The sequence below is a fragment of the Nocardioides sp. NBC_00368 genome (assembly GCF_036090055.1).
Lineage (GTDB): Bacteria > Actinomycetota > Actinomycetes > Propionibacteriales > Nocardioidaceae > Nocardioides.
Map to the genome: position 1 here is coordinate 2,866,534 of NZ_CP107970.1, position 17,672 is coordinate 2,884,205.

The 17,672-nt window shown below is 69.0% G+C and carries 19 protein-coding genes; 6 read left to right on the plus strand and 13 right to left on the minus strand.

Features of this window, described 5'->3' with window-relative positions:
• Positions 1–40: 40 nt before the first annotated feature.
• On the minus strand, positions 41–631 hold the full coding sequence (locus tag OG984_RS13760) for a carboxymuconolactone decarboxylase family protein (protein WP_328532113.1): 591 nt from the start codon (positions 629–631) through the stop codon (positions 41–43).
• Between the two features lie 100 nt (positions 632–731).
• Between OG984_RS13760 and OG984_RS13765 the strand changes: the two genes are divergently transcribed.
• Complete coding sequence (locus tag OG984_RS13765; RefSeq protein WP_328532114.1) at positions 732–2,420, plus strand: fumarate hydratase; 1,689 nt, start codon at positions 732–734, stop codon at positions 2,418–2,420.
• 92 nt (positions 2,421–2,512) lie between these two features.
• Positions 2,513–2,806, plus strand: coding sequence for a TFIIB-type zinc ribbon-containing protein (locus OG984_RS13770; RefSeq protein ID WP_328532115.1), 294 nt, complete (start codon positions 2,513–2,515; stop codon positions 2,804–2,806).
• A gap of 32 nt (positions 2,807–2,838) precedes the next feature.
• Here OG984_RS13770 and OG984_RS13775 read toward each other — a convergent pair whose 3' ends face one another.
• The 7 genes from OG984_RS13775 to OG984_RS13805 all read right to left on the minus strand — a co-directional run bounded on the left by OG984_RS13775 (position 2,839) and on the right by OG984_RS13805 (position 7,232).
• On the minus strand, positions 2,839–3,066 hold the full coding sequence (locus tag OG984_RS13775) for a hypothetical protein (protein WP_328532116.1): 228 nt from the start codon (positions 3,064–3,066) through the stop codon (positions 2,839–2,841).
• Complete coding sequence (locus OG984_RS13780; protein ID WP_328532117.1) at positions 3,063–3,629, minus strand: GNAT family N-acetyltransferase; 567 nt, start codon at positions 3,627–3,629, stop codon at positions 3,063–3,065. The genes OG984_RS13775 and OG984_RS13780 overlap by 4 nt, the downstream gene beginning before the upstream one ends.
• 137 nt (positions 3,630–3,766) lie before the next feature.
• Entirely contained in the window at positions 3,767–4,279 is a 513-nt protein-coding gene (locus OG984_RS13785; protein WP_328532118.1) for an SPFH domain-containing protein, read from the minus strand.
• A gap of 23 nt (positions 4,280–4,302) precedes the next feature.
• Positions 4,303–5,343: an SPFH domain-containing protein gene (locus OG984_RS13790; RefSeq protein ID WP_328532119.1), complete on the minus strand. Its 1,041-nt coding sequence runs from the start codon at positions 5,341–5,343 to the stop codon at positions 4,303–4,305.
• A 15-nt stretch (positions 5,344–5,358) separates the two neighbouring features.
• Positions 5,359–5,805 carry an NfeD family protein gene (locus OG984_RS13795; RefSeq protein WP_328532120.1) on the minus strand — a complete coding sequence of 149 codons (447 nt, stop codon included), beginning with the start codon at positions 5,803–5,805 and terminating at the stop codon, positions 5,359–5,361.
• Between the two features lie 60 nt (positions 5,806–5,865).
• Positions 5,866–6,366, minus strand: coding sequence for a DUF6328 family protein (locus OG984_RS13800; protein WP_328532121.1), 501 nt, complete (start codon positions 6,364–6,366; stop codon positions 5,866–5,868).
• Positions 6,366–7,232: a glucose 1-dehydrogenase gene (locus OG984_RS13805; protein ID WP_328532122.1), complete on the minus strand. Its 867-nt coding sequence runs from the start codon at positions 7,230–7,232 to the stop codon at positions 6,366–6,368. The genes OG984_RS13800 and OG984_RS13805 overlap by 1 nt, the downstream gene beginning before the upstream one ends.
• Positions 7,233–7,277: 45 nt before the next feature.
• On the opposite strand from OG984_RS13805, the gene OG984_RS13810 reads away from it, so the two are divergent.
• Both OG984_RS13810 and OG984_RS13815 read left to right on the plus strand, forming a co-directional pair.
• Positions 7,278–7,940 carry a spermidine synthase gene (locus OG984_RS13810; protein WP_328532357.1) on the plus strand — a complete coding sequence of 221 codons (663 nt, stop codon included), beginning with the start codon at positions 7,278–7,280 and terminating at the stop codon, positions 7,938–7,940.
• An 18-nt stretch (positions 7,941–7,958) separates the two neighbouring features.
• Positions 7,959–9,347, plus strand: a complete 1,389-nt coding sequence (locus OG984_RS13815) for a class II fumarate hydratase (protein WP_328532123.1) — start codon at positions 7,959–7,961, stop codon at positions 9,345–9,347.
• A 152-nt stretch (positions 9,348–9,499) separates the two neighbouring features.
• Here the strand turns inward: OG984_RS13815 and OG984_RS13820 are convergent, their stop codons facing one another.
• The 3 genes from OG984_RS13820 to OG984_RS13830 form a co-directional block, all read right to left on the minus strand.
• On the minus strand, positions 9,500–10,204 hold the full coding sequence (locus tag OG984_RS13820; RefSeq protein ID WP_328532124.1) for a lytic transglycosylase domain-containing protein: 705 nt from the start codon (positions 10,202–10,204) through the stop codon (positions 9,500–9,502).
• Between the two features lie 205 nt (positions 10,205–10,409).
• Entirely contained in the window at positions 10,410–11,801 is a 1,392-nt protein-coding gene (locus OG984_RS13825; RefSeq protein WP_008359032.1) for a PhoH family protein, read from the minus strand.
• A 421-nt stretch (positions 11,802–12,222) separates the two neighbouring features.
• Entirely contained in the window at positions 12,223–12,999 is a 777-nt protein-coding gene (locus tag OG984_RS13830) for an isoprenyl transferase (protein WP_328532125.1), read from the minus strand.
• Positions 13,000–13,086: 87 nt separating this feature from the next.
• On the opposite strand from OG984_RS13830, the gene trhA reads away from it, so the two are divergent.
• On the plus strand, positions 13,087–13,827 hold the full coding sequence (gene trhA, locus OG984_RS13835) for a PAQR family membrane homeostasis protein TrhA (protein ID WP_328532126.1): 741 nt from the start codon (positions 13,087–13,089) through the stop codon (positions 13,825–13,827).
• Here the strand turns inward: trhA and OG984_RS13840 are convergent.
• On the minus strand, positions 13,788–15,053 hold the full coding sequence (locus tag OG984_RS13840) for an MFS transporter (RefSeq protein WP_328532127.1): 1,266 nt from the start codon (positions 15,051–15,053) through the stop codon (positions 13,788–13,790). The genes trhA and OG984_RS13840 overlap by 40 nt on opposite strands.
• Positions 15,054–15,109: 56 nt before the next feature.
• On the opposite strand from OG984_RS13840, the gene OG984_RS13845 reads away from it, so the two are divergent.
• Positions 15,110–16,072: an ArsR/SmtB family transcription factor gene (locus tag OG984_RS13845; RefSeq protein ID WP_328532128.1), complete on the plus strand. Its 963-nt coding sequence runs from the start codon at positions 15,110–15,112 to the stop codon at positions 16,070–16,072.
• Between the two features lie 50 nt (positions 16,073–16,122).
• Here the strand turns inward: OG984_RS13845 and OG984_RS13850 are convergent, their stop codons facing one another.
• Entirely contained in the window at positions 16,123–17,622 is a 1,500-nt protein-coding gene (locus OG984_RS13850; protein ID WP_328532129.1) for an amino acid permease, read from the minus strand.
• Between the last annotated feature and the right edge of the window lie 50 nt (positions 17,623–17,672).

Below are 17,672 nucleotides of genomic sequence, written 5' to 3' on the forward strand. Positions count from 1 at the left end.
GATCACTGTAACGGAGTCACGGGCACCTGGCGCAAGGGGTTCACCCCATCATGGACGGCCGACCTCCGCGCGGTGCGAGCGGCTTGACCTCACAGGCCTCCGCGAATCCGTCGGACTCGATGCCCAGCGCGACGTTGGTGCGGGTCGAGAGGTTGGCGAACCCGATGACCGCGGTCAGTTCGATCACGGCCGCCTCGCCGAGCTGCGCGACCAGGCCCGACACCATCTCGTCGGTGACGGTCGGCTCGGTCTGGCTCATCGCCTCGGCGTACGCCATCACGTCCCGCTCCAGCGGCGTGAACACGTCCGACTCACGCCAGCGCGGCACCTGCCGAGCCTTCTCCATGTCGAGGCCGCGGTTGTGGGCCTCGAAGTAGTTGAAGTCCAGGCACCAGCTGCACCCCACGGACGAGGCGACGGCCATGTGGGCGAAGGACTTCAGCTGCTCGTCGCAGGCATCCCACTTCTTCACCTTGGAGCCGAGGCCGGACATGCCCATCAGCACCTTCTGGTTGTGCCAGTAGACGCCGACCGAGGACGGCACCTGACCGAGCAACTTCATGGCGAACCGCTTGATCATCATCCCCTTGAAGCCGGTGATCTCTGCGGGCGCGATGCGGGTGGCAGTCATTTCTCCTCCTGGGTCCAGGCCCCGTTCTTCGGGGCTCTCGACACCTAGACGGCGGACGCGCGCGATCTGTGACATCCCCGGCGGCGTACGATTCGGTTCCGTGGCTGACGTTGAGTTCCGGTACTCCGACCTCCTCCCGACCGGCAAGGACGACACTCCTTATCGGCTGATCACCAGCGAGGGGGTGGAAGAGATCGAGGTCGACGGGCGCAAGTTCCTCAAGGTCGACCCCGAGGCGATCCGCCTGCTGACCGCCGAGGCGATGAAGGACATCAACCAGTACCTCCGCCCGGCCCACCTCAAGCAGCTCCGCAAGATCATCGACGACCCCGAGGCCTCCGGCAACGACCGCTTCGTCGCGCTCGACCTCCTCAAGAACGTCAACATCTCCGCCGGCGGGATCCTGCCGATGTGCCAGGACACCGGCACCGCGATCGTGATGGGCAAGAAGTCCGAGGGCGTGCTGACCGGCTCCGACGACGCCGAGACCGTCAGCCGCGGCGTCTTCGACGCCTACACCAAGCTCAACCTCCGCTACTCCCAGCTGGCCCCGCTGACGACGTACGAGGAGAAGAACACCGGCTCCAACCTGCCCGCGCAGGTCGAGATCTACTCGACCACCGAGGGCGAGAACGGCCCGGAGTACAAGTTCCTCTTCATGGCCAAGGGCGGCGGCAGCGCCAACAAGTCGTTCCTGTTCCAGGAGACCAAGGCGATCCTCAACCCCGACCGGATCCTGACCTTCCTCGACGAGAAGATCCGCTCGCTCGGCACGGCCGCCTGCCCGCCGTACCACCTCGCCGTCGTCATCGGCGGGACGTCCGCGGAGTTCGCGCTGAAGACCGCGAAGTACGCGAGCGCCCACTACCTCGACAACCTTCCGACCGAGGGCTCGATGAGCGCCCACGGCTTCCGCGACACCGAGCTCGAGGAGAAGGTCTTCGAGCTGACCCAGTCCTTCGGGATCGGCGCCCAGTTCGGCGGCAAGTACTTCTGCCATGACGTACGCGTCGTCCGGCTCCCCCGCCACGGCGCCTCGTGTCCCGTCGCGATCGCCGTCTCCTGCTCCGCCGACCGCCAGGCGCTCGGCAAGATCACCCGCGACGGCGTCTTCCTCGAGCAGCTCGAGACCGACCCGGCGCAGTACATGCCGGACGCCGGCATGGCCGAGGAGATCTCGGCCGGCGAGGTGGTCTCGATCGATCTGAACCAGCCCATGGACAAGATCCTGGAGACGCTGTCCCAGCACCCGGTCAAGACCCGGCTCTCGCTGAGCGGCCCGATGGTCGTCGCCCGCGACATCGCGCACGCCAAGATCAAGGAGCGTCTCGACGCCGGCGAGGAGATGCCGGAGTACATGAAGAACCACCCGGTCTACTACGCCGGCCCGGCCAAGACGCCCGAGGGCATGGCGAGCGGGTCCTTCGGGCCGACGACCGCGGGCCGGATGGACTCCTACGTCGAGCAGTTCCAGGCCGCCGGCGGCTCCATGGTCATGCTGGCCAAGGGCAACCGCTCCAAGGTCGTCGCCGACGCGTGCGGCACCTACGGCGGCTTCTACCTCGGCTCGATCGGCGGCCCCGCCGCCCGTCTCGCCCAGGACTGCATCAAGTCGGTCGAGGTGCTCGAGTACCCCGAGCTCGGCATGGAGGCGGTCTGGAAGATCGAGGTCGAGGGCTTCCCCGCCTTCATCGTCGTCGACGGCGAGGGCAACGACTTCTTCACCGACCCCTCCGGCACCACCACCGTCCCCCTCACCGGGATCAGGGTGCGGTCGAAGGAGCGCTGAGCGCCGGCCGGCCGGCCCGCCGGCGCTGAGCGGCGATGCGGGACGACCGGATAGGTTGATGGGCACCGATCCCCGACGACGAGGAGACCCCCATGCAGTGCCCCATCGACGGTGCCACCCTGGTGATGAGCGAGCGCCAAGGCATCGAGATCGACTACTGCCCGCAGTGCCGTGGTGTGTGGCTGGACCGCGGCGAGATCGACAAGATCGTCGAGCGGTCCGTCGGCGCCCCGCAACCCGGCAGCTACCAGCAGCCCCGCCAGGAGCAGCGCGACGACCGGCGCTATGAGAAGCGGGAGTACGAGCGGCGCGACTACGACGACGACCACCGCTACGACAAGCGCCGCAGCCACCGTGAGTCCTGGTTGGGTGACCTCTTCGGCTGAGCCTGACCCAGCCCGGCCCGCCCGCAGAATCCCTAGACGTCGTTGTCGCGGCGGTTCTCGGGCGGCGCCTCGCTCGGTCCGGACCCCTTCGTGTCCGGGCTTCCGGACTCGGACTCGGGGTAGCCCGCCGTCGAGTCCGCGGGCGCGATCGGAGTGTCGCCCTCGTCCTCGTCGAGGCGCTGGGTCTCGGAGACCTGCCCGGACTCGTCGGTGTATTCGGGGTCGTCGGGCCCCTCTGCTGGTAGCTGCTCGTGGCTCATGTCCGTGCGGTACCCCGTTGCCGGGCGAACCACTCCCGCCGGAGCAGCCCGAACACCCACGAGTCCGAGACGTCGCCGTTCACGACGCAGTCCTCCCTCAGCGTCCCCTCGAGCTTGAACCCGAGCTTCTCCAGCACCCGGGCCGAGGCGGCGTTGCGAGTGTCGGCCTCCGCCTGGACCCGGTTGAGGTCGAGCGCGTCGAAGGCCCAGGTCAGCACGGCACCGGCCGCCTCGGTCGCATAGCCCTGACCCCAGGCCGCCTCGCCGAGGCAGTAGCCGAGCGAGGCGCTGCGGAACTCCGGGTTCCACGAGTTGAAGGTGCACCAGCCGAGGAACACGGAGTCCCGTTCGATGACCACCCGCACGCCGGCCCCCTCCTCCGCCACCTCCTGTGACCTGGCGATGAACCGCCCGGCGCGGGCCGGATCGGTCCACGGCGGTGAGTCCCAGTAACGCAGTACGTGGGCGTCGCTCTGCAACGCGAAGAGGTCATCCGCATCGGCGTCGGTGAACGGCCGCAGCCGCAACCGTGTCGTGACGAGCGTCGGAGTGGGCAGCGGCATGACCCGATGCTGTCAACCCGTGACCGCCCGCCGCATCAGGTTTTTCGAATCACCGATCCCCGACAGCCCACCAGTCGGCGTGCCCGTTGCCCGAGGGCACCAGCCGCCTTCGCCGCGAGGTGCCTCGAGGGTCGCGGTCATCGGCCAGGAGCGCCTGGGGCGCCGAGGTCGGTGACCGCGACGCGCTTGACGACGATGCCCCAGTCCTCGCGCGAGCGGCGGGTGGCGTCATAGGCGACATCCGTCAGGCGCTGGGTGGAGTCGAGGAACTCGTCCTGGTCGACGATTCCGGCGAACTCTCGCAGCGCCTCGCGTACAGCGCGTTCGAGCCGCTGCTGGGTGTTGTCGACGCGGTAGGCGATCGATGGGTCCTCGAACTCGAAGTAGACGTTCAGAACCGCCTCGCAGACGTAGTGATCGCGGCAGACGAGCGGTTCCCGCATCGACAGCACCTGCTCGCGCATGTCGAACCGAGCGACGACCCGGTCCAGCAGCGGCACGATGGCGTTGAGGCCGGGCCTCAGCATCGTCCGGTACCGGCCGCGGCGCTCGATCACGAAGCAGGTCGCCGCAGGGACGATCTTGACGCTCATCAGCAGCCCGACGACCACCACGATGACGAGCAGCACGACCACGAGACCCGGCGACATGCCGGTCAGGCTACCGGCGTACGTCAGCCGACGATGCGATCCGCGCGGGCCGCCTCCTCCTTGGCCTCCTCGACGGCCTTGGCGGCCTCCTCGTGCGCCTCACGCTGGGCCTGCTCGATGGCGTTGCGCGGACCCGGCAGCGGCGGCGTACGTCGCTCGTCGCCGTGGCCGTTGCTGTTGCCGTTGTCCACTGACTTCGAGGCGGTGTCGGCGAAGGCCCCGGTGACCGTACGCATCGCCTCGGTGAGCTCACCCGGGATGACCCAGAACGAGTTGCCGTGCGCCGCCAGTGAGGGCAGCATCTCGAGGTACTTGTAGGCCAGGACCTTGGCGTCGGCGTCGTTGGCGTGGACCGCCTGGAAGACCCGCTCGAGCGCCTTGGCCTCACCGTCGGCCTCGAGCACCCGGGCCTGCTGGTGACCCTCGGCCTCCAGGATCGAGCGCTGCCGGGTGCCCTCGGCCTCCAGGATCAGGGAGGCCCGCTTGCCTTCGGCGTGCAGGATGGCGGCACGCTTGTCCCGCTCGGCGCGCATCTGCTTCTCCATCGCCTCCTTGATCGAGGCCGGCGGGTCGATCGCCTTGATCTCGACCCGGTTGACCCGGATCCCCCACTTCCCGGTGGCGTCGTCGAGCACCTCGCGCAGGCGGGTGTTGATGGTCTCGCGCGAGGTCAGCGTCGTCTCCAGGTCCATCGACCCGATCAGGTTGCGCAGCGTGGTGACGGTGAGCTGGTCGATCGCCTGCAGGTAGTTGGCCACCTCGTAGGCGGCCGCCCGCGGGTCGGTGATCTGGTAGTAGAGCACCGTGTCGATGGCGACCACCAGGTTGTCCTCGGTGATCACCGGCCGCGGGTTGGAGGAGTAGACCGTCTCGCGTACGTCCAGCTTGGTGTTGACCCGGTCCACCAGCGGGATCACGAAGTTGAGCCCCGGCTGCAGCGTGACCCGGTAGCGCCCGAAGCGCTCGATGTTGTAGCGCCGGGCCTGCGGCACGATCCGCACCGTCGAGGCGACTCCCCCGACCACCAGCCCGATCAGGACCAGCACAATCAGCAGAAGTTCCATGTCGTACGTCCTCCTCTAGGGCGACAGCGACAACGGGTCCCGCGGATGCACGAGCGCCGTCGCGCCTTCGATCTCGAGCACATCGACCCGGCATCCGACCGGGATGACCAGGTCCTCGTCGTAGGGCCGGGCGGTCCAGTCCTCGCCGGCGAGCCGCACCAGGCCGTGGTCGAAGCTGACCTCGGCGAGGACGACCGCCTGACGGCCGACCAACGCGTCGGTGCCGTCACGCACCGGGGGCGGCAGCGCCATGTGACGGCGTGCGACGGGCCGTACCAGCAGCACGCTGCCGCCCCCGGCGAGCGCGAAGACGAGCATCTGCACCAGCACCGGCGCCCCCAAGGCCGCGCTCGTGGCGGCAAGCAGCGCCCCGCCGGCGACGAAAGCGAACGCCAGCGTCATCGTGAACGCCTCGGCGACTCCCAACAGCACCGCGACGATGATCCAGAAGATCGACCACATAAGCCCACCAGACTCGGTTCCCGTCCAGCGTACTCCCGCTGTGGCGGTGATCACACCGGGTCAGTGAGAGTTGTTTCGTCCGTTCAGCAGCGGCAGGCCCGCCCAGAGGGAGACGAACAGGACCAGCACGGCGATGGCAGCGACCACCGCGGCGGTGAGCGAGACGACGACGTCGAAGACGAGAAGCACGACCAGCGCCGAGACGATCGCGAAGCCCACGAGTCCGGCCCGCGCGCAGAAGTGCGAGGCCGTCACCAGCCACGGCCGCTGCCGGCGCCGGAACAGCATCCGGTGGAAGGAGACCGGGGCGATGATGAGACTCGTGGTGATGACCGATCCGACCAGCACGATGAGGTAGATCGTCTGCTGGTGGTCGTTCAGGTCCGGGAAGCGTGGCGAGAAGGGCACCGTCAGCAGGAATCCGGTCAGGATCTGCACCCCGGTCTGCAGCACCCGCAGCTCCTGGAGGAGCTCGTTCCAGTTGCGGGTGATCCGCTGCTCCGGTCCTTCGTCCGGACCACCCCCGTCGATCTCACCGCCGTCCCAGCTGCTCGTGCCCATCAGAACACCGGCCGTCCCCCAGTCACCCCGAGGACGGTTCCGGACACGTAGGACGCTTCGGCCGGCGAGGCCAGGAAGACGAACGCCGGGGCGACCTCGGCCGGCTGGCCGGCGCGGCCCAGCGGCGTGTTGGCCCCGAACTTCTCCACCTTCTCCGGCGCCTGCGTCGCGGGCTGCAGCGGCGTCCAGATCGGTCCGGGCGCCACCGCGTTCACCCGCACCCCGTCGGGGCCGAGCTCGGCGGCGAGATTGACGGTGAAGTTGTTGATGGCCGCCTTCGTCGCGGCGTAGTCGAGCAGGCTGGTCGAGGGTTCGTACGCCTGGATGGAGGCGTTGTTGATGACGCAGCCGTTGCTCTTCTTCAGGTGCGGGACGGCGGCGCGGGTCAGCCAGAGCAGCGCGTAGAGGTTGGTCTTGAAGGTCCGGTCGATCCGCTCGTCGTCCATGTCTGTCAGGCCCTTGTCGCGGGCGAACTGGTAGCCGGCGTTGTTGACCAGGATGTCCAGGCCACCGAGCTCCTGCACGGTGCGCTCGACGACCTCGTCGCACGCCTCGCGCTCACGCAGGTCGATCGGGATCGCCAGGACCGTCCGGCCGGCATCCTCGACCAGCTTCGTGGTCGTCTGCGCGTCCGGCTCCTCCTCGGGGAGGTAGGTGAAGGCCACGTCGGCCCCTTCCCGGGCGTACGCGATGGCGACCGCACGGCCGATGCCGGAATCACCTCCGGTGATCAGGGCGACCTTGCCCTCGAGGCGGCCGTGGCCCTGGTAGCTCGACTCGCCGTGGTCGGGCACCGGCTCCATCTCGCCGGTGAGCCCGGGAGGCTCCTGCTGCTGGGCGGGGAACTGGGTGTTGTCATCGCTCATGGCAGGGCCGGTACCCACATCGGACACAATGGAGCCGTGAGCGGGATGGAATCGGTGATCGCAGACGGGGGCCTGGTCCTGAAGCACCGGGCGGACGGCCACCTGGAGCTGCGGGCCAACGGGATCTTCGTGATGGACACCCGGGAGACCTCGACCGAGAAGGCGCTCGCGACGCGGGCGCTCGAGCTGCATGCACAACCGAGGCACGTGCTCATCGGCGGCCTGGGGCTCGGGTTCACCCTCGAGGCGGTGCTGACCGACCCCCGGGTCGAGGCGGTCACGGTCGTCGAGATCGAGCCGCGCCTGGTCGAGTGGATGCGGGCCGGCCGGATCCCCCACGGCCCCGGGCTGCTGGCCGACGGGCGCGTCCACGTCGAGGTCGCCGACGTGGCGGTGGTCCTGCGGGCGAGCCGCCCCGAGGCGTACGACGTCGTGCTGCTGGACGTCGACAACGGCCCCGGCTACCTGGTGCATGACGCCAACGGGGCGCTCTACGAGGCGCCTGCGCTCGCCGATGCGCGGCGGGCCACCGCCCCGGGTGGCACGGTGGTGGTGTGGTCGGCAGCAGAGGCTCCGGCGCTGCTGGAGGTCATGGCGCAGGTCTTCGACGACGCCGAGGCGCTCTCCTATCCCGTCGATCTGCAGGGCCACTCGGAGACGTACTGGCTCTATGTGGGCACTGTCTCGCAAGGGAATGGCACCAACTAGTCAAAGGTTGAACCAGACATGGACGACATGAGCTTCCGCATCGAGCACGACTCCATGGGTGAGGTCCGGGTCCCGAAGGACGCGCTGTGGCGCGCCCAGACCCAGCGGGCCGTGGAGAACTTCCCCATCTCGGGGACTCCGATCGAGCCGGCGCTGATCCATGCGATCGGCCATGTGAAGGCCGCGGCCGCCAAGGCCAACCTCGACCTCGGTGTGCTCGCCGGCGACAAGGCCGAAGCGATCATCGCGGCCGCGGGCGAGGTCTCCGAGGGCAGGCACGACGACGCCTTCCCGATCGACGTCTTCCAGACCGGCTCCGGCACGTCCTCCAACATGAACGCCAACGAGGTGATCGCGTCGCTGGTCGCCAGGGCCGGCGGGGACGTACATCCCAACGACCACGTCAACGCGTCGCAGTCCTCCAACGACACCTTCCCGACGGCGATCCACGTCGCCGCCGCCGTCGCCGTGACCGAGCAGCTGCTGCCCGCGATCGACACCCTCGCCACCTCGCTCGAGACGAAGGCCACCGAGTTCGCCGGCCTGGTGAAGTCGGGACGTACGCACCTGATGGACGCGACGCCGGTCACCCTCGGCCAGGAGTTCGGCGGGTACGCAGCCACGATCCGCTACGCGGCCGAGCGGCTGGAGTCGGTGCTGCCGAGGGTGCGTGAGCTGGCGCTCGGCGGCACCGCGGTCGGGACGGGCATCAACACGCCCGCCGGGTTCCCGCAGGCTGTGATCGCGGACCTCTCCGAACGCACCGGCCAGCCGTTCACCGAGGCTCGCAACCACTTCGAGGCCCAGGGCACCCGCGACTCGCTGGTCGAGCTCTCCGGCGTCCTGAAGACGCTCGCGGTCGGCCTGATCAAGATCAACAACGACCTGCGCTGGATGTCGTCGGGCCCGACCACCGGCCTGGCCGAGATCCACCTCCCCGACCTCCAGCCGGGCTCCTCGATCATGCCCGGCAAGGTCAACCCGGTCGTACCCGAGGCCACCTTGATGGTCGCCTTCCAGGTGATCGGCAACGACGCCGCGGTGACCGCCGCCGGCGCCTCGGGTGCCTTCGAGCTCAACGTCGCGATGCCGGTGATGGCCCGCAACATCCTGGAGTCGATCCGCCTGCTCTCGACCTCGATGACCGTCCTGGCCCAGCGCACCGTCGACGGGATCGTGCCGATCCCCGAGCGCCTCCGCGCCTACGCCGAGTCCTCCCCCTCCATCGTCACGCCGCTCAACAAGTACATCGGCTACGAGGCCGCCGCCAAGGTCGCCAAACAGGCCCTCGCCGAGGGCGCCACGATCAAGGACACCGTCATCAAGCTCGGCTACGTCGCCGACGGCACGATCACCGAGGAAGACCTCGACAAGGCCCTCGACGTGGAGTCCATGACCCACCCCTGATCAAGCACCGCCCGCATCGGTCGGCCACAGCCAGCGCCGAAGCGCCCCTCGTCTGGACGCAGCGGAGCGAGGAGCGCTAGCGACGAGCGCAGCGGAGGAAGGCGAGGGTCAAGCGGAGGTGCTGCGCGAATTGCGAAGCAATCGCAAATGACTCAGTACCAGCCGACGGACTGGGAGTGGCTCCAGGCGCCGCACGGGGAGCCGTAGCGGTCGTTGATGTAGCCGAGGCCCCACTCGATCTGGGTGGCGGGGTTGGTCTCCCAGTCGTCTCCGGCCGAGGCCATCTTGGAGCCCGGGAGGGCCTGCGGGATGCCGTAGGCGCTGGAGGAGGGGTTGGCGGCGGTCGGGTTCCAGCCCGACTCCTTCTCCCACAGCGGCTCGAGGCAGGAGAACTGGTCCATGCCCCAGCCGAAGTCGCCGAGCATCGACTTGGCGATGTCCTTGGGGTTGCGGAGATCGATCTCGATCTCCTCGACGCCGGCGATGGCCCGGACCTCGTTGCCGGCCGACAGCGCGGCCTGCTTGCCCGGGTCGGCGACCTCGCGGCGGTCACCGGCCGAACGCGAAAGGGAGGTCTCGCCGCTACGGGCGGCGGACTCGGCCTCGATCGCGGCGCGCTGGGCGTCGGTCAACTCGGGGACGCCGGCCGCCTCACCCGCGCTGAGCGTCGGGTCGTCGGTGGTGGGCCCGGTGTAGGCCACCCCACCTGCGACGGCGGCGCCGGTCCCGCCGAGGGCGAGAACGGAGAGGAGGAGGGTTGTCTTGGCGGTCGTACGCGCAGCCTTGTGCGGAACGTCGACAAGCGGATTCGCTGGCGCACCGCGATGTCGCGGGGCACGATGAACAGGCTTGGTCACGGGCTCTCATTCGGGGGCTGAGGCATTACAGACCCGCAAACAATGCATGAGCACCGAGCCCGTATCAAACCGGACGCACCGTTTGTAGGTCAGAAATGACCGTCCTGAGCATCACTTTCGTAACATGAGTCACAGGAATCACAACGGCCCCAGACCTCACGGGTCTGGGGCCGTTGACGTGACAATGATTACGGCGATTACGGCGTCACGGGACGACGTTCTCCAGCATCTCGGTGACGAGGGCCGCGATCGGCGACCGCTCGGAGCGGGTGAGGGTCACGTGCGAGAAGAGCGGGTGGCCCTTCAGCTTCTCGATCACCGCGACGACACCGTCGTGGCGTCCCACCCGGAGGTTGTCGCGCTGGGCGACGTCGTGGGTGAGCACGACCTTCGAGTTGGCACCGATCCGGGAGAGCACCGTGAGGAGCACGTTGCGCTCCAGCGACTGCGCCTCGTCGACGATGACGAAGGAGTCGTGGAGCGACCGGCCGCGGATGTGGGTCAGCGGCAGTACCTCCAGCATGCCGCGGTCGATGATCTCGTCGATCACGTCCTGCGTGGTCACCGCGGAGAGGGTGTCGAAGACCGCCTGGCCCCACGGCGACATCTTCTCGTTCTCGGTGCCGGGCAGGTAGCCCAGCTCCTGGCCGCCGACGGCGAACAGCGGACGGAAGATGACCACCTTCTTGTGCTGGTTGCGCTCCATCACCGCCTCGAGACCCGCGCAGAGGGCGAGAGCGGACTTCCCGGTGCCGGCCCGGCCACCGAGGGAGACGATGCCGACCTCAGGGTCGAGCAGCATCTCGAGGGCGATCCGCTGCTCCGCGGAGCGGCCGTGGATCCCGAAGACCTCTCGGTCACCGCGGACGAGGTGGACCTGCTTGTCCGAGCCGACCCTGCCCAGCGCGGTGCCCCGGTCCGACATCAGCACCAGGCCGGTGTGGCAGGGCAGGTCGCGGGCCGCGTCGAGGTCGAGGACCCCGTCGTCGTAGAGCTCGTCGAGGTCAGCGGCGGTGACGTCCAGCTCGGCCATCCCCGAGTAGCCGGGGTCGGAGTCGTTGATCCGCTCGCCGCGGTAGTCCTCGGCCTTGAGCCCGACCGCGGACGCCTTGATCCGCATCGGCAGGTCCTTGGAGACCAGGGTGACGTCGAGCCCGTCGCCCTGGAGATTGCGCGCGACCGCGAGGATCCGGGTGTCGTTGTCCCCGAGCCGGAATCCGCTCGGCAGCGAGGACGGGTCGGTGTGGTTGAGCTCGACACGGATCGTGCCGCCCTCCTCGCCGACCGGGACCGCCGTGTCGAGGCGTCCGTGGGTGACCCGCAGCCCGTCCAGCTGCCGGAGCGCGGAGCGGGCGAAGTAGCCCAGCTCCGGGTGGTGCCGCTTCCCCTCCAGCTCGGTGATCACCACCACCGGGAGCACGACCTGGTGCTCGGCGAAGCGCGTCATGGCCTTCGGGTCCGAGAGCAGGACGCTGGTGTCGAGAACGAACGTCCGCGGGTGCGGTGACTCGCTCTCCGGAGAGGACTCCGACGCCGGTGTCGGAGCGGCCGACGTGTCGGCCTCGGTGACATGCTCGTTCGTGGTTCGGTTGGCCACGCGGATCACCTCTCGCGACCGGCTCATACACCCATGAGTCCGGTCATTTCATCGCTAATCAGATGGACCGGACGGTGGACCGTCAGTCGGGGTGCCGACCGCCTCACACCCGTCGGGATCGATGTGATCCTGACGCAGGTTCGGTTCGTGACTACTCACGTAACGGGCCTCCAGGTGCGACGGGAATTTGTTCCCCGCCGTTGGTACAACGCTACGACGCCGCACCAACGGTCCGTGGCAACACGAACGATTTTTCTTTGTGAACACCTGGTGACACGACCGGTTTGTTCCACCCAGCGGTCAGCGCTGAGCGTCCCCGTCTGGACGCAGCGGAGGAGGAGCGAAGCGACGACGGAGCGGAGGAAGACGAGGGTGAGAGCGAAGCGCTCGCGAACTGCGAAGCAATCGCAAACGATTCAGGTCACCTGCCCAGGCGACGCTCCCGGTGGGCGTAGGCGCGCAGGGCCCGCAGGAAGTCCGTACGCCGGAAGTCGGGCCAGTAGGCCTCGCAGAAGTAGAACTCCGACTTCGCGCTCTGCCAGAGCAGGAACCCGCCCAGGCGCTGCTCCCCCGACGTACGGATCACCAGGTCGGGATCGGGCTGGCCCTTGGTGTAGAGGTGATCGGCGATGTGCTCGACGTCGATGATCTGGGCGAGCTCCTCCAGCGAGGTGCCGCGGCTGGCGTGCTCGTTGAGCAGGGCGCGTACGGCATCGGCGATCTCGCGGCGGCCGCCGTAGCCGACCGCGACGTTGACCAGCATCCCGTCGACGTCGCGCGTCGCCTCCTCGGCGGCCTTGAGCCGGTGGGCCAGCCAGTCGGGCAGCAGATCCAGCGCACCGACCGGGTGCAGCCGCCAGCGGCGGTCGTCGGCCAGCGAGTCGACCGCGTCGGCGATGATCTCGAGCAGCGGCGCGAGCTCCTCCGCCGGCCGGTTGAGGTTGTCGGTGGAGAGCAGCCACAGCGTGACCACCTCGATGCCGATCTCGTCGCACCAGGTCAGCAGCGGCTCGATGTTGGCCGCGCCGGCACGGTGGCCGTGGGCGGTCGACTGGCCGACCTCCTTGGCCCAGCGGCGGTTGCCGTCGAGCATCACCCCGACATGCTTGGGAAGCTTGGAGACGTCGAGCTTGCGCAGCATCCGCGCCTCGTAGGCGGGATACAGAATTCGACGTACGCCGTCCTTCCAGTCTGCCACGGGAGAAGGGTATCGGCGCCGACTCCACATCACCCAGCGGGACGGGATTCACCTGATCTTCAGGGTGGGCGGATACGCTTGCGCCTCATGAGCGAGATGACGGACGCGATGCGCCTCAAGGTCGGCACCATCACCGACTCGGTCTCCTCGACCGTTCACGAGGCCCTCCCGAAGCTCCGCGGCTGGATCCACCTGGCCAGCGCCCCGCTGACGCTCGCGGCCGGGATCGTGCTGATCGTGCTGGCGCCCTCGGGCGCGCCCCGGCTCGGCGCGGCGGTGTTCACGATGGCGGCGCTGCTGCTCTTCACCGTCTCCGCCGTCTACCACCGCGGCAACGCGATGGGCAGGTGGAACGCCCGCGCCCACACCATCCTGAAGCGCTGGGACCACGCCAACATCATGCTGATGATCGCGGGCTCCTACACGCCGTTCTCGCTGCTGCTGCTCGAGGGGACCACCCAGATCGTGCTGCTCTCGGTGGTCTGGACCGGAGCCATCCTGGGCGTCTTCTTCCGGGTGTTCTGGCCCGAGGCCCCGCGCTGGCTGTACGTCCCGAACTACATCGCGCTCGGCTGGGCCGCGATCTTCTTCATCCCGTCCTTCTTCACCGGCGCCGTCGCCCTCGGTGTCGGCATCGGCATCGCCACCTTCACGCTGATCTGCGTCGGCGGCGCGCTCTACACCGCGGGCGGCGTGATCTACGGCTTCAAGCGGCCCAACCCGTGGCCGCAGTGGTTCGGCTTCCACGAGGTCTTCCACACCTTCACGATCCTGGCGTTCATCGTCCACTACACGGGCGTCTCGCTGGCGACGTACTCGCTGCGCTGAGGCTCGACCCGGGCCCGTGCCGCGGCCGCCTGCCGAGCCAGCACCGCGGTGAGGATCCCGGTGATCGCGAAGATCGCACCGAGCACCATCCACCCACCGGTGCCGTGGTCGATCGCCGTGGCGGTCACGACCAGCGGCGCGAGCATGTGGGCGAGCGCGTAGCCCATCTGGCTCACGCCCTGGTAGGCGCCGGCCCTTTCCTGGTCGGCGAGCTCGAAGGCCAGCCCCCAACTGCCCGCCTCGCCACGGGTCTCGGCGGCCGAGGAGGCGATCGCGGCCGCGAGCAGAAGCGCGGTGGCGACCACGGGGCCGGCGTAGGCCGCCGCGGCGAAGAGGCCGCACGCGCCCAGCAGCAGGAAGCCGGCACCCCGCACCGCCCGTCCCGCCGTGGCGATGTCGTGGGTGCCGCGCGAGGCCCGCACCTGGAAGAGCGCGACGTAGACGGTGTTCACCACGAGGAGCACGGAGACCAGGACGGTCGGTGCGTCGGTGTGGTCGGCCACCCACAGCGGCACCCCGATCGAGGTCACCCCGAAGTGGATCGCCATCACCCCGCTGAGCACGGTCACGGTCACATAGGTGCGATCGCGCAGCGGCGAGGGACCCTTGGCCGCCGTGGGTCCGGAGCCGGCATCCATCGTCTCGCCCAGCCCGGCGACCCGGCGCCTGAGCCCGACGAGCGGCACCGCGGCGACCGTCGTGAGCACGCCGACGAGCACCATCGTGGCGCGATAGGCCGCCCCGGTGTCCACGGCCAGCGCCACCGCTGCGAGCAGCGTCCCGACCCCGATCATCACGTTCATCACCACGCGCAGCCGGGCGCGTACGGCCACCCGCTCGGGACCGTCGAACCAGCGCGCGACCAGCGTCGACTGCGCGCTCGACTGGAAGCCACGCGAGGCCGAGACCCAGGTCGCGACCAGCACGAACGCAACCACGTCCCGGGCCAGGGCGTAGGCCAGCAGAGCGATGCCGTAGCTCGTCATCGACACCAGCTGCACCCGGTCGGCACCCCATCGGTCGCTGAGCCGCCCACCTGCGTACGTGGCCACGACGCCGACCGCGCCGGCAACGGTCAGGCCGATACCGACGGTGACCGCCGAGAGCCCGATCGTGCGGGTGAAGTAGAGCGCGCTGACCGCGAAGAACATGCCGCGGGCGAGCGAGAGAGCGGCGACGGCTCCGACGAGCGGACGCTCGACCGGATCGCTGGGAGGTCGGATCATGGCCCAGTTCTCGCACCCGGCGTCCGTGGAACGTTAACGATGTAGCGTATTGCTTCATGATCAGGTACGAGCTGGCCGGTCCCGACCTGAGCGAGGTCAGGTTCGCCATCTCGCCGCTCAACGAGCTGACCCTCTCGCTGCGCGCGCTGCGTGACGCCGGCCGGTTCCCGCTCCACCTGCCCTGGCTCCGCTCCGTCGGCACCGCCGACCTGGACCGCGAGACCCTCCTCGCGCTGACCAACGACAGGCTCTGGACCCCGGACTTCCTCAACCCCCGGCCGCGCACCCCGCTGGCCCGGCTCGAGGACGAGCTCGAGGTGGTCGCGGCGACCCCACCGGAGCGGGTACGCGCCGACCTCGCCGCGGTCCACTTCGACGGCGGCCCGCCCGCGATCCTCGCCGGGCGCCCGCAGGAGGTGCTGCACCGCGTCCTCACCGCTCTCCGCGGCTACTGGGACGCCTGCTTCGAGCCGCACTGGCAGCGGATGCGCGCGGTGCTGGAGGCCGACATCGTCTACCGCGGGCGCACGATCGTCCACTCCGGCATGGCCGCGATGTTCGCCGACATCTCACCCCGGGTCTCCCTGGCCGACGACATCCTCTCGATCCGGCTCACCACCTCGAAGGTCGACTACCGGCGTACGACCGCGGGCGTCGGCCTCACCGTGGTCCCCACCCTGTTCACCCGCAACCCGTCCACGCCGATCTCGCCGGAGGAGCCGCCGGTCATGTTCTACCCGGCGCGCGGCCTCGGCAACCTCTGGACGACCGACCGGCCGCAGGCGCCGGGGGCGCTGCGCGACCTCATCGGCGAGACTCGCTCCGGGCTCCTCACCCTGCTGGAGGCGCCGGCGTCCTCGACCGAGCTGGCCGTACGCCTCGGGGTCACCACCACGGCCGTCAACCAGCACCTCCGTGCGATGCGCGCGGCCGGGCTCCTGACCTCGGCCCGCCATGGCCGCTCGGTCCTCTACCTCCGCTCGGACCTCGGCGATCGTTTCGTCCACGCAGCGACATGAAAGGGGGCGCGCGGCCACCGGCCGCGCGCCCCTTCTCGCTCCCGGGAGCCTCACATGTGCAGAGGCTCGACGACGGTGTCGTCGCCGCCCTTGCCCACCCGCGAGTTGCGGTAGCTGTAGAGGAAGTAGATCGCGAAGCCGATCGCCATCCACACCAGGAACCGCAGCCAGGTCTCGATGCTCAGGTTGAGGGTCAGGTAGATGCAGATCAGCGCCGCCACGATCGGCAGCACCGGGTTGAACGGCACCTGGAACGAGCGCGGCAGGTCGGGGCGACGCTTGCGCAGGACCGGCACCGCGATCGAGACCAGGGCGAAGGCGGTCAGGGTGCCGATGTTGACCATCTCCTCCAGCCGGCCGACCGGGGTGAAGGTCGCGACGAGCGCGACGACGGCACCGACGATGAACGTGAGCCGGAGCGGCGTACCGGTCTTCGGGTTCACGTGCGCGAGCCTCACCGGGAGGAGCCCGTCGCGGCTCATCGCGAAGAGCACCCGGACGGCGCCGATGATCAGCGTCATCACGACCGTGGTCAGACCTGCGACCGCGCCCGCCGAGATCAGGGTGGCGAAGCCGCCCTGCCCGACATCACGGAACGCCGTGGCCAGCGCAGCGCTGGTGTCGATCTCGTCGTACTTCACCATGCCGGTGATGACCAGCGCGACGGCGACGTAGAGGATCGTGCAGATCACCAACGACCCGATGATGCCGCGCGGCAGGTCACGCTGCGGGTTCTTGGCCTCCTCGGCGGTGGTGGCGACGACGTCGAAGCCGATGTAGGCGAAGAAGACCACGGAGGCGGCCGAGACGATACCGAGGACGCCGAAGGTCTGCGGCTCGAGACCGAACGCCCACTGGATCAGGGGCTGGTGGATGCCCTCGGACTCGACGCCGCCGGCACGCTCGGGGATGAACGGGTCGTAGTTGGCACCGGAGACGTAGAACAGCCCGGCGATGATGACGAAGAAGACGACGAAGAGCTTGATCGCGACGAGCACGAGGTTGACGCGCAACGACTCCTTGATGCCGATGGCGATCAGGCCGACGAGTGCGACGACCAGCAGCAGCGCAGCCAGGTTGAAGTCGCCGAAAGCCGGCTCGGCCTGCGGACCGAGGTGGGCCGGCCAGGTGATGCCGATCTCGGCCAGGAAGGTGACGAAGTAGGCGCTCCAGCCCTGGGCGACCACGGACGCCGCCAGGACCATCTCCAGGATCAGGTCCCAGCCGACGATCCACGCGAGCATCTCTCCGAGGGTGGCGTAGGAGAAGGTGTACGCCGACCCGGACACCGGCACCGCCGAGGCGAACTCCGCGTAGCAGAGCGCCGCCAGGCCACAACAGATCGCGGCGATGACGAAGGAGAAGACCACACCCGGGCCGGCGTACTGGGCCGCGGCCCGGCCGGTCAGGGTGAAGATCCCCGCTCCGATGATCACGCCGATCCCGAAGACCGTCAGGTCAACCGCGGTGAGCCGCTTTTTGAGCTGGAACTCCGGGGTTTCGGCATCGGCAAGGGACTGCTCGATGGACTTGGTGCGCCAAACAGACATGAGGGATAGCAAACCATCTCGTCAGGTGGACTCGACGGGGTGGGGTGCGG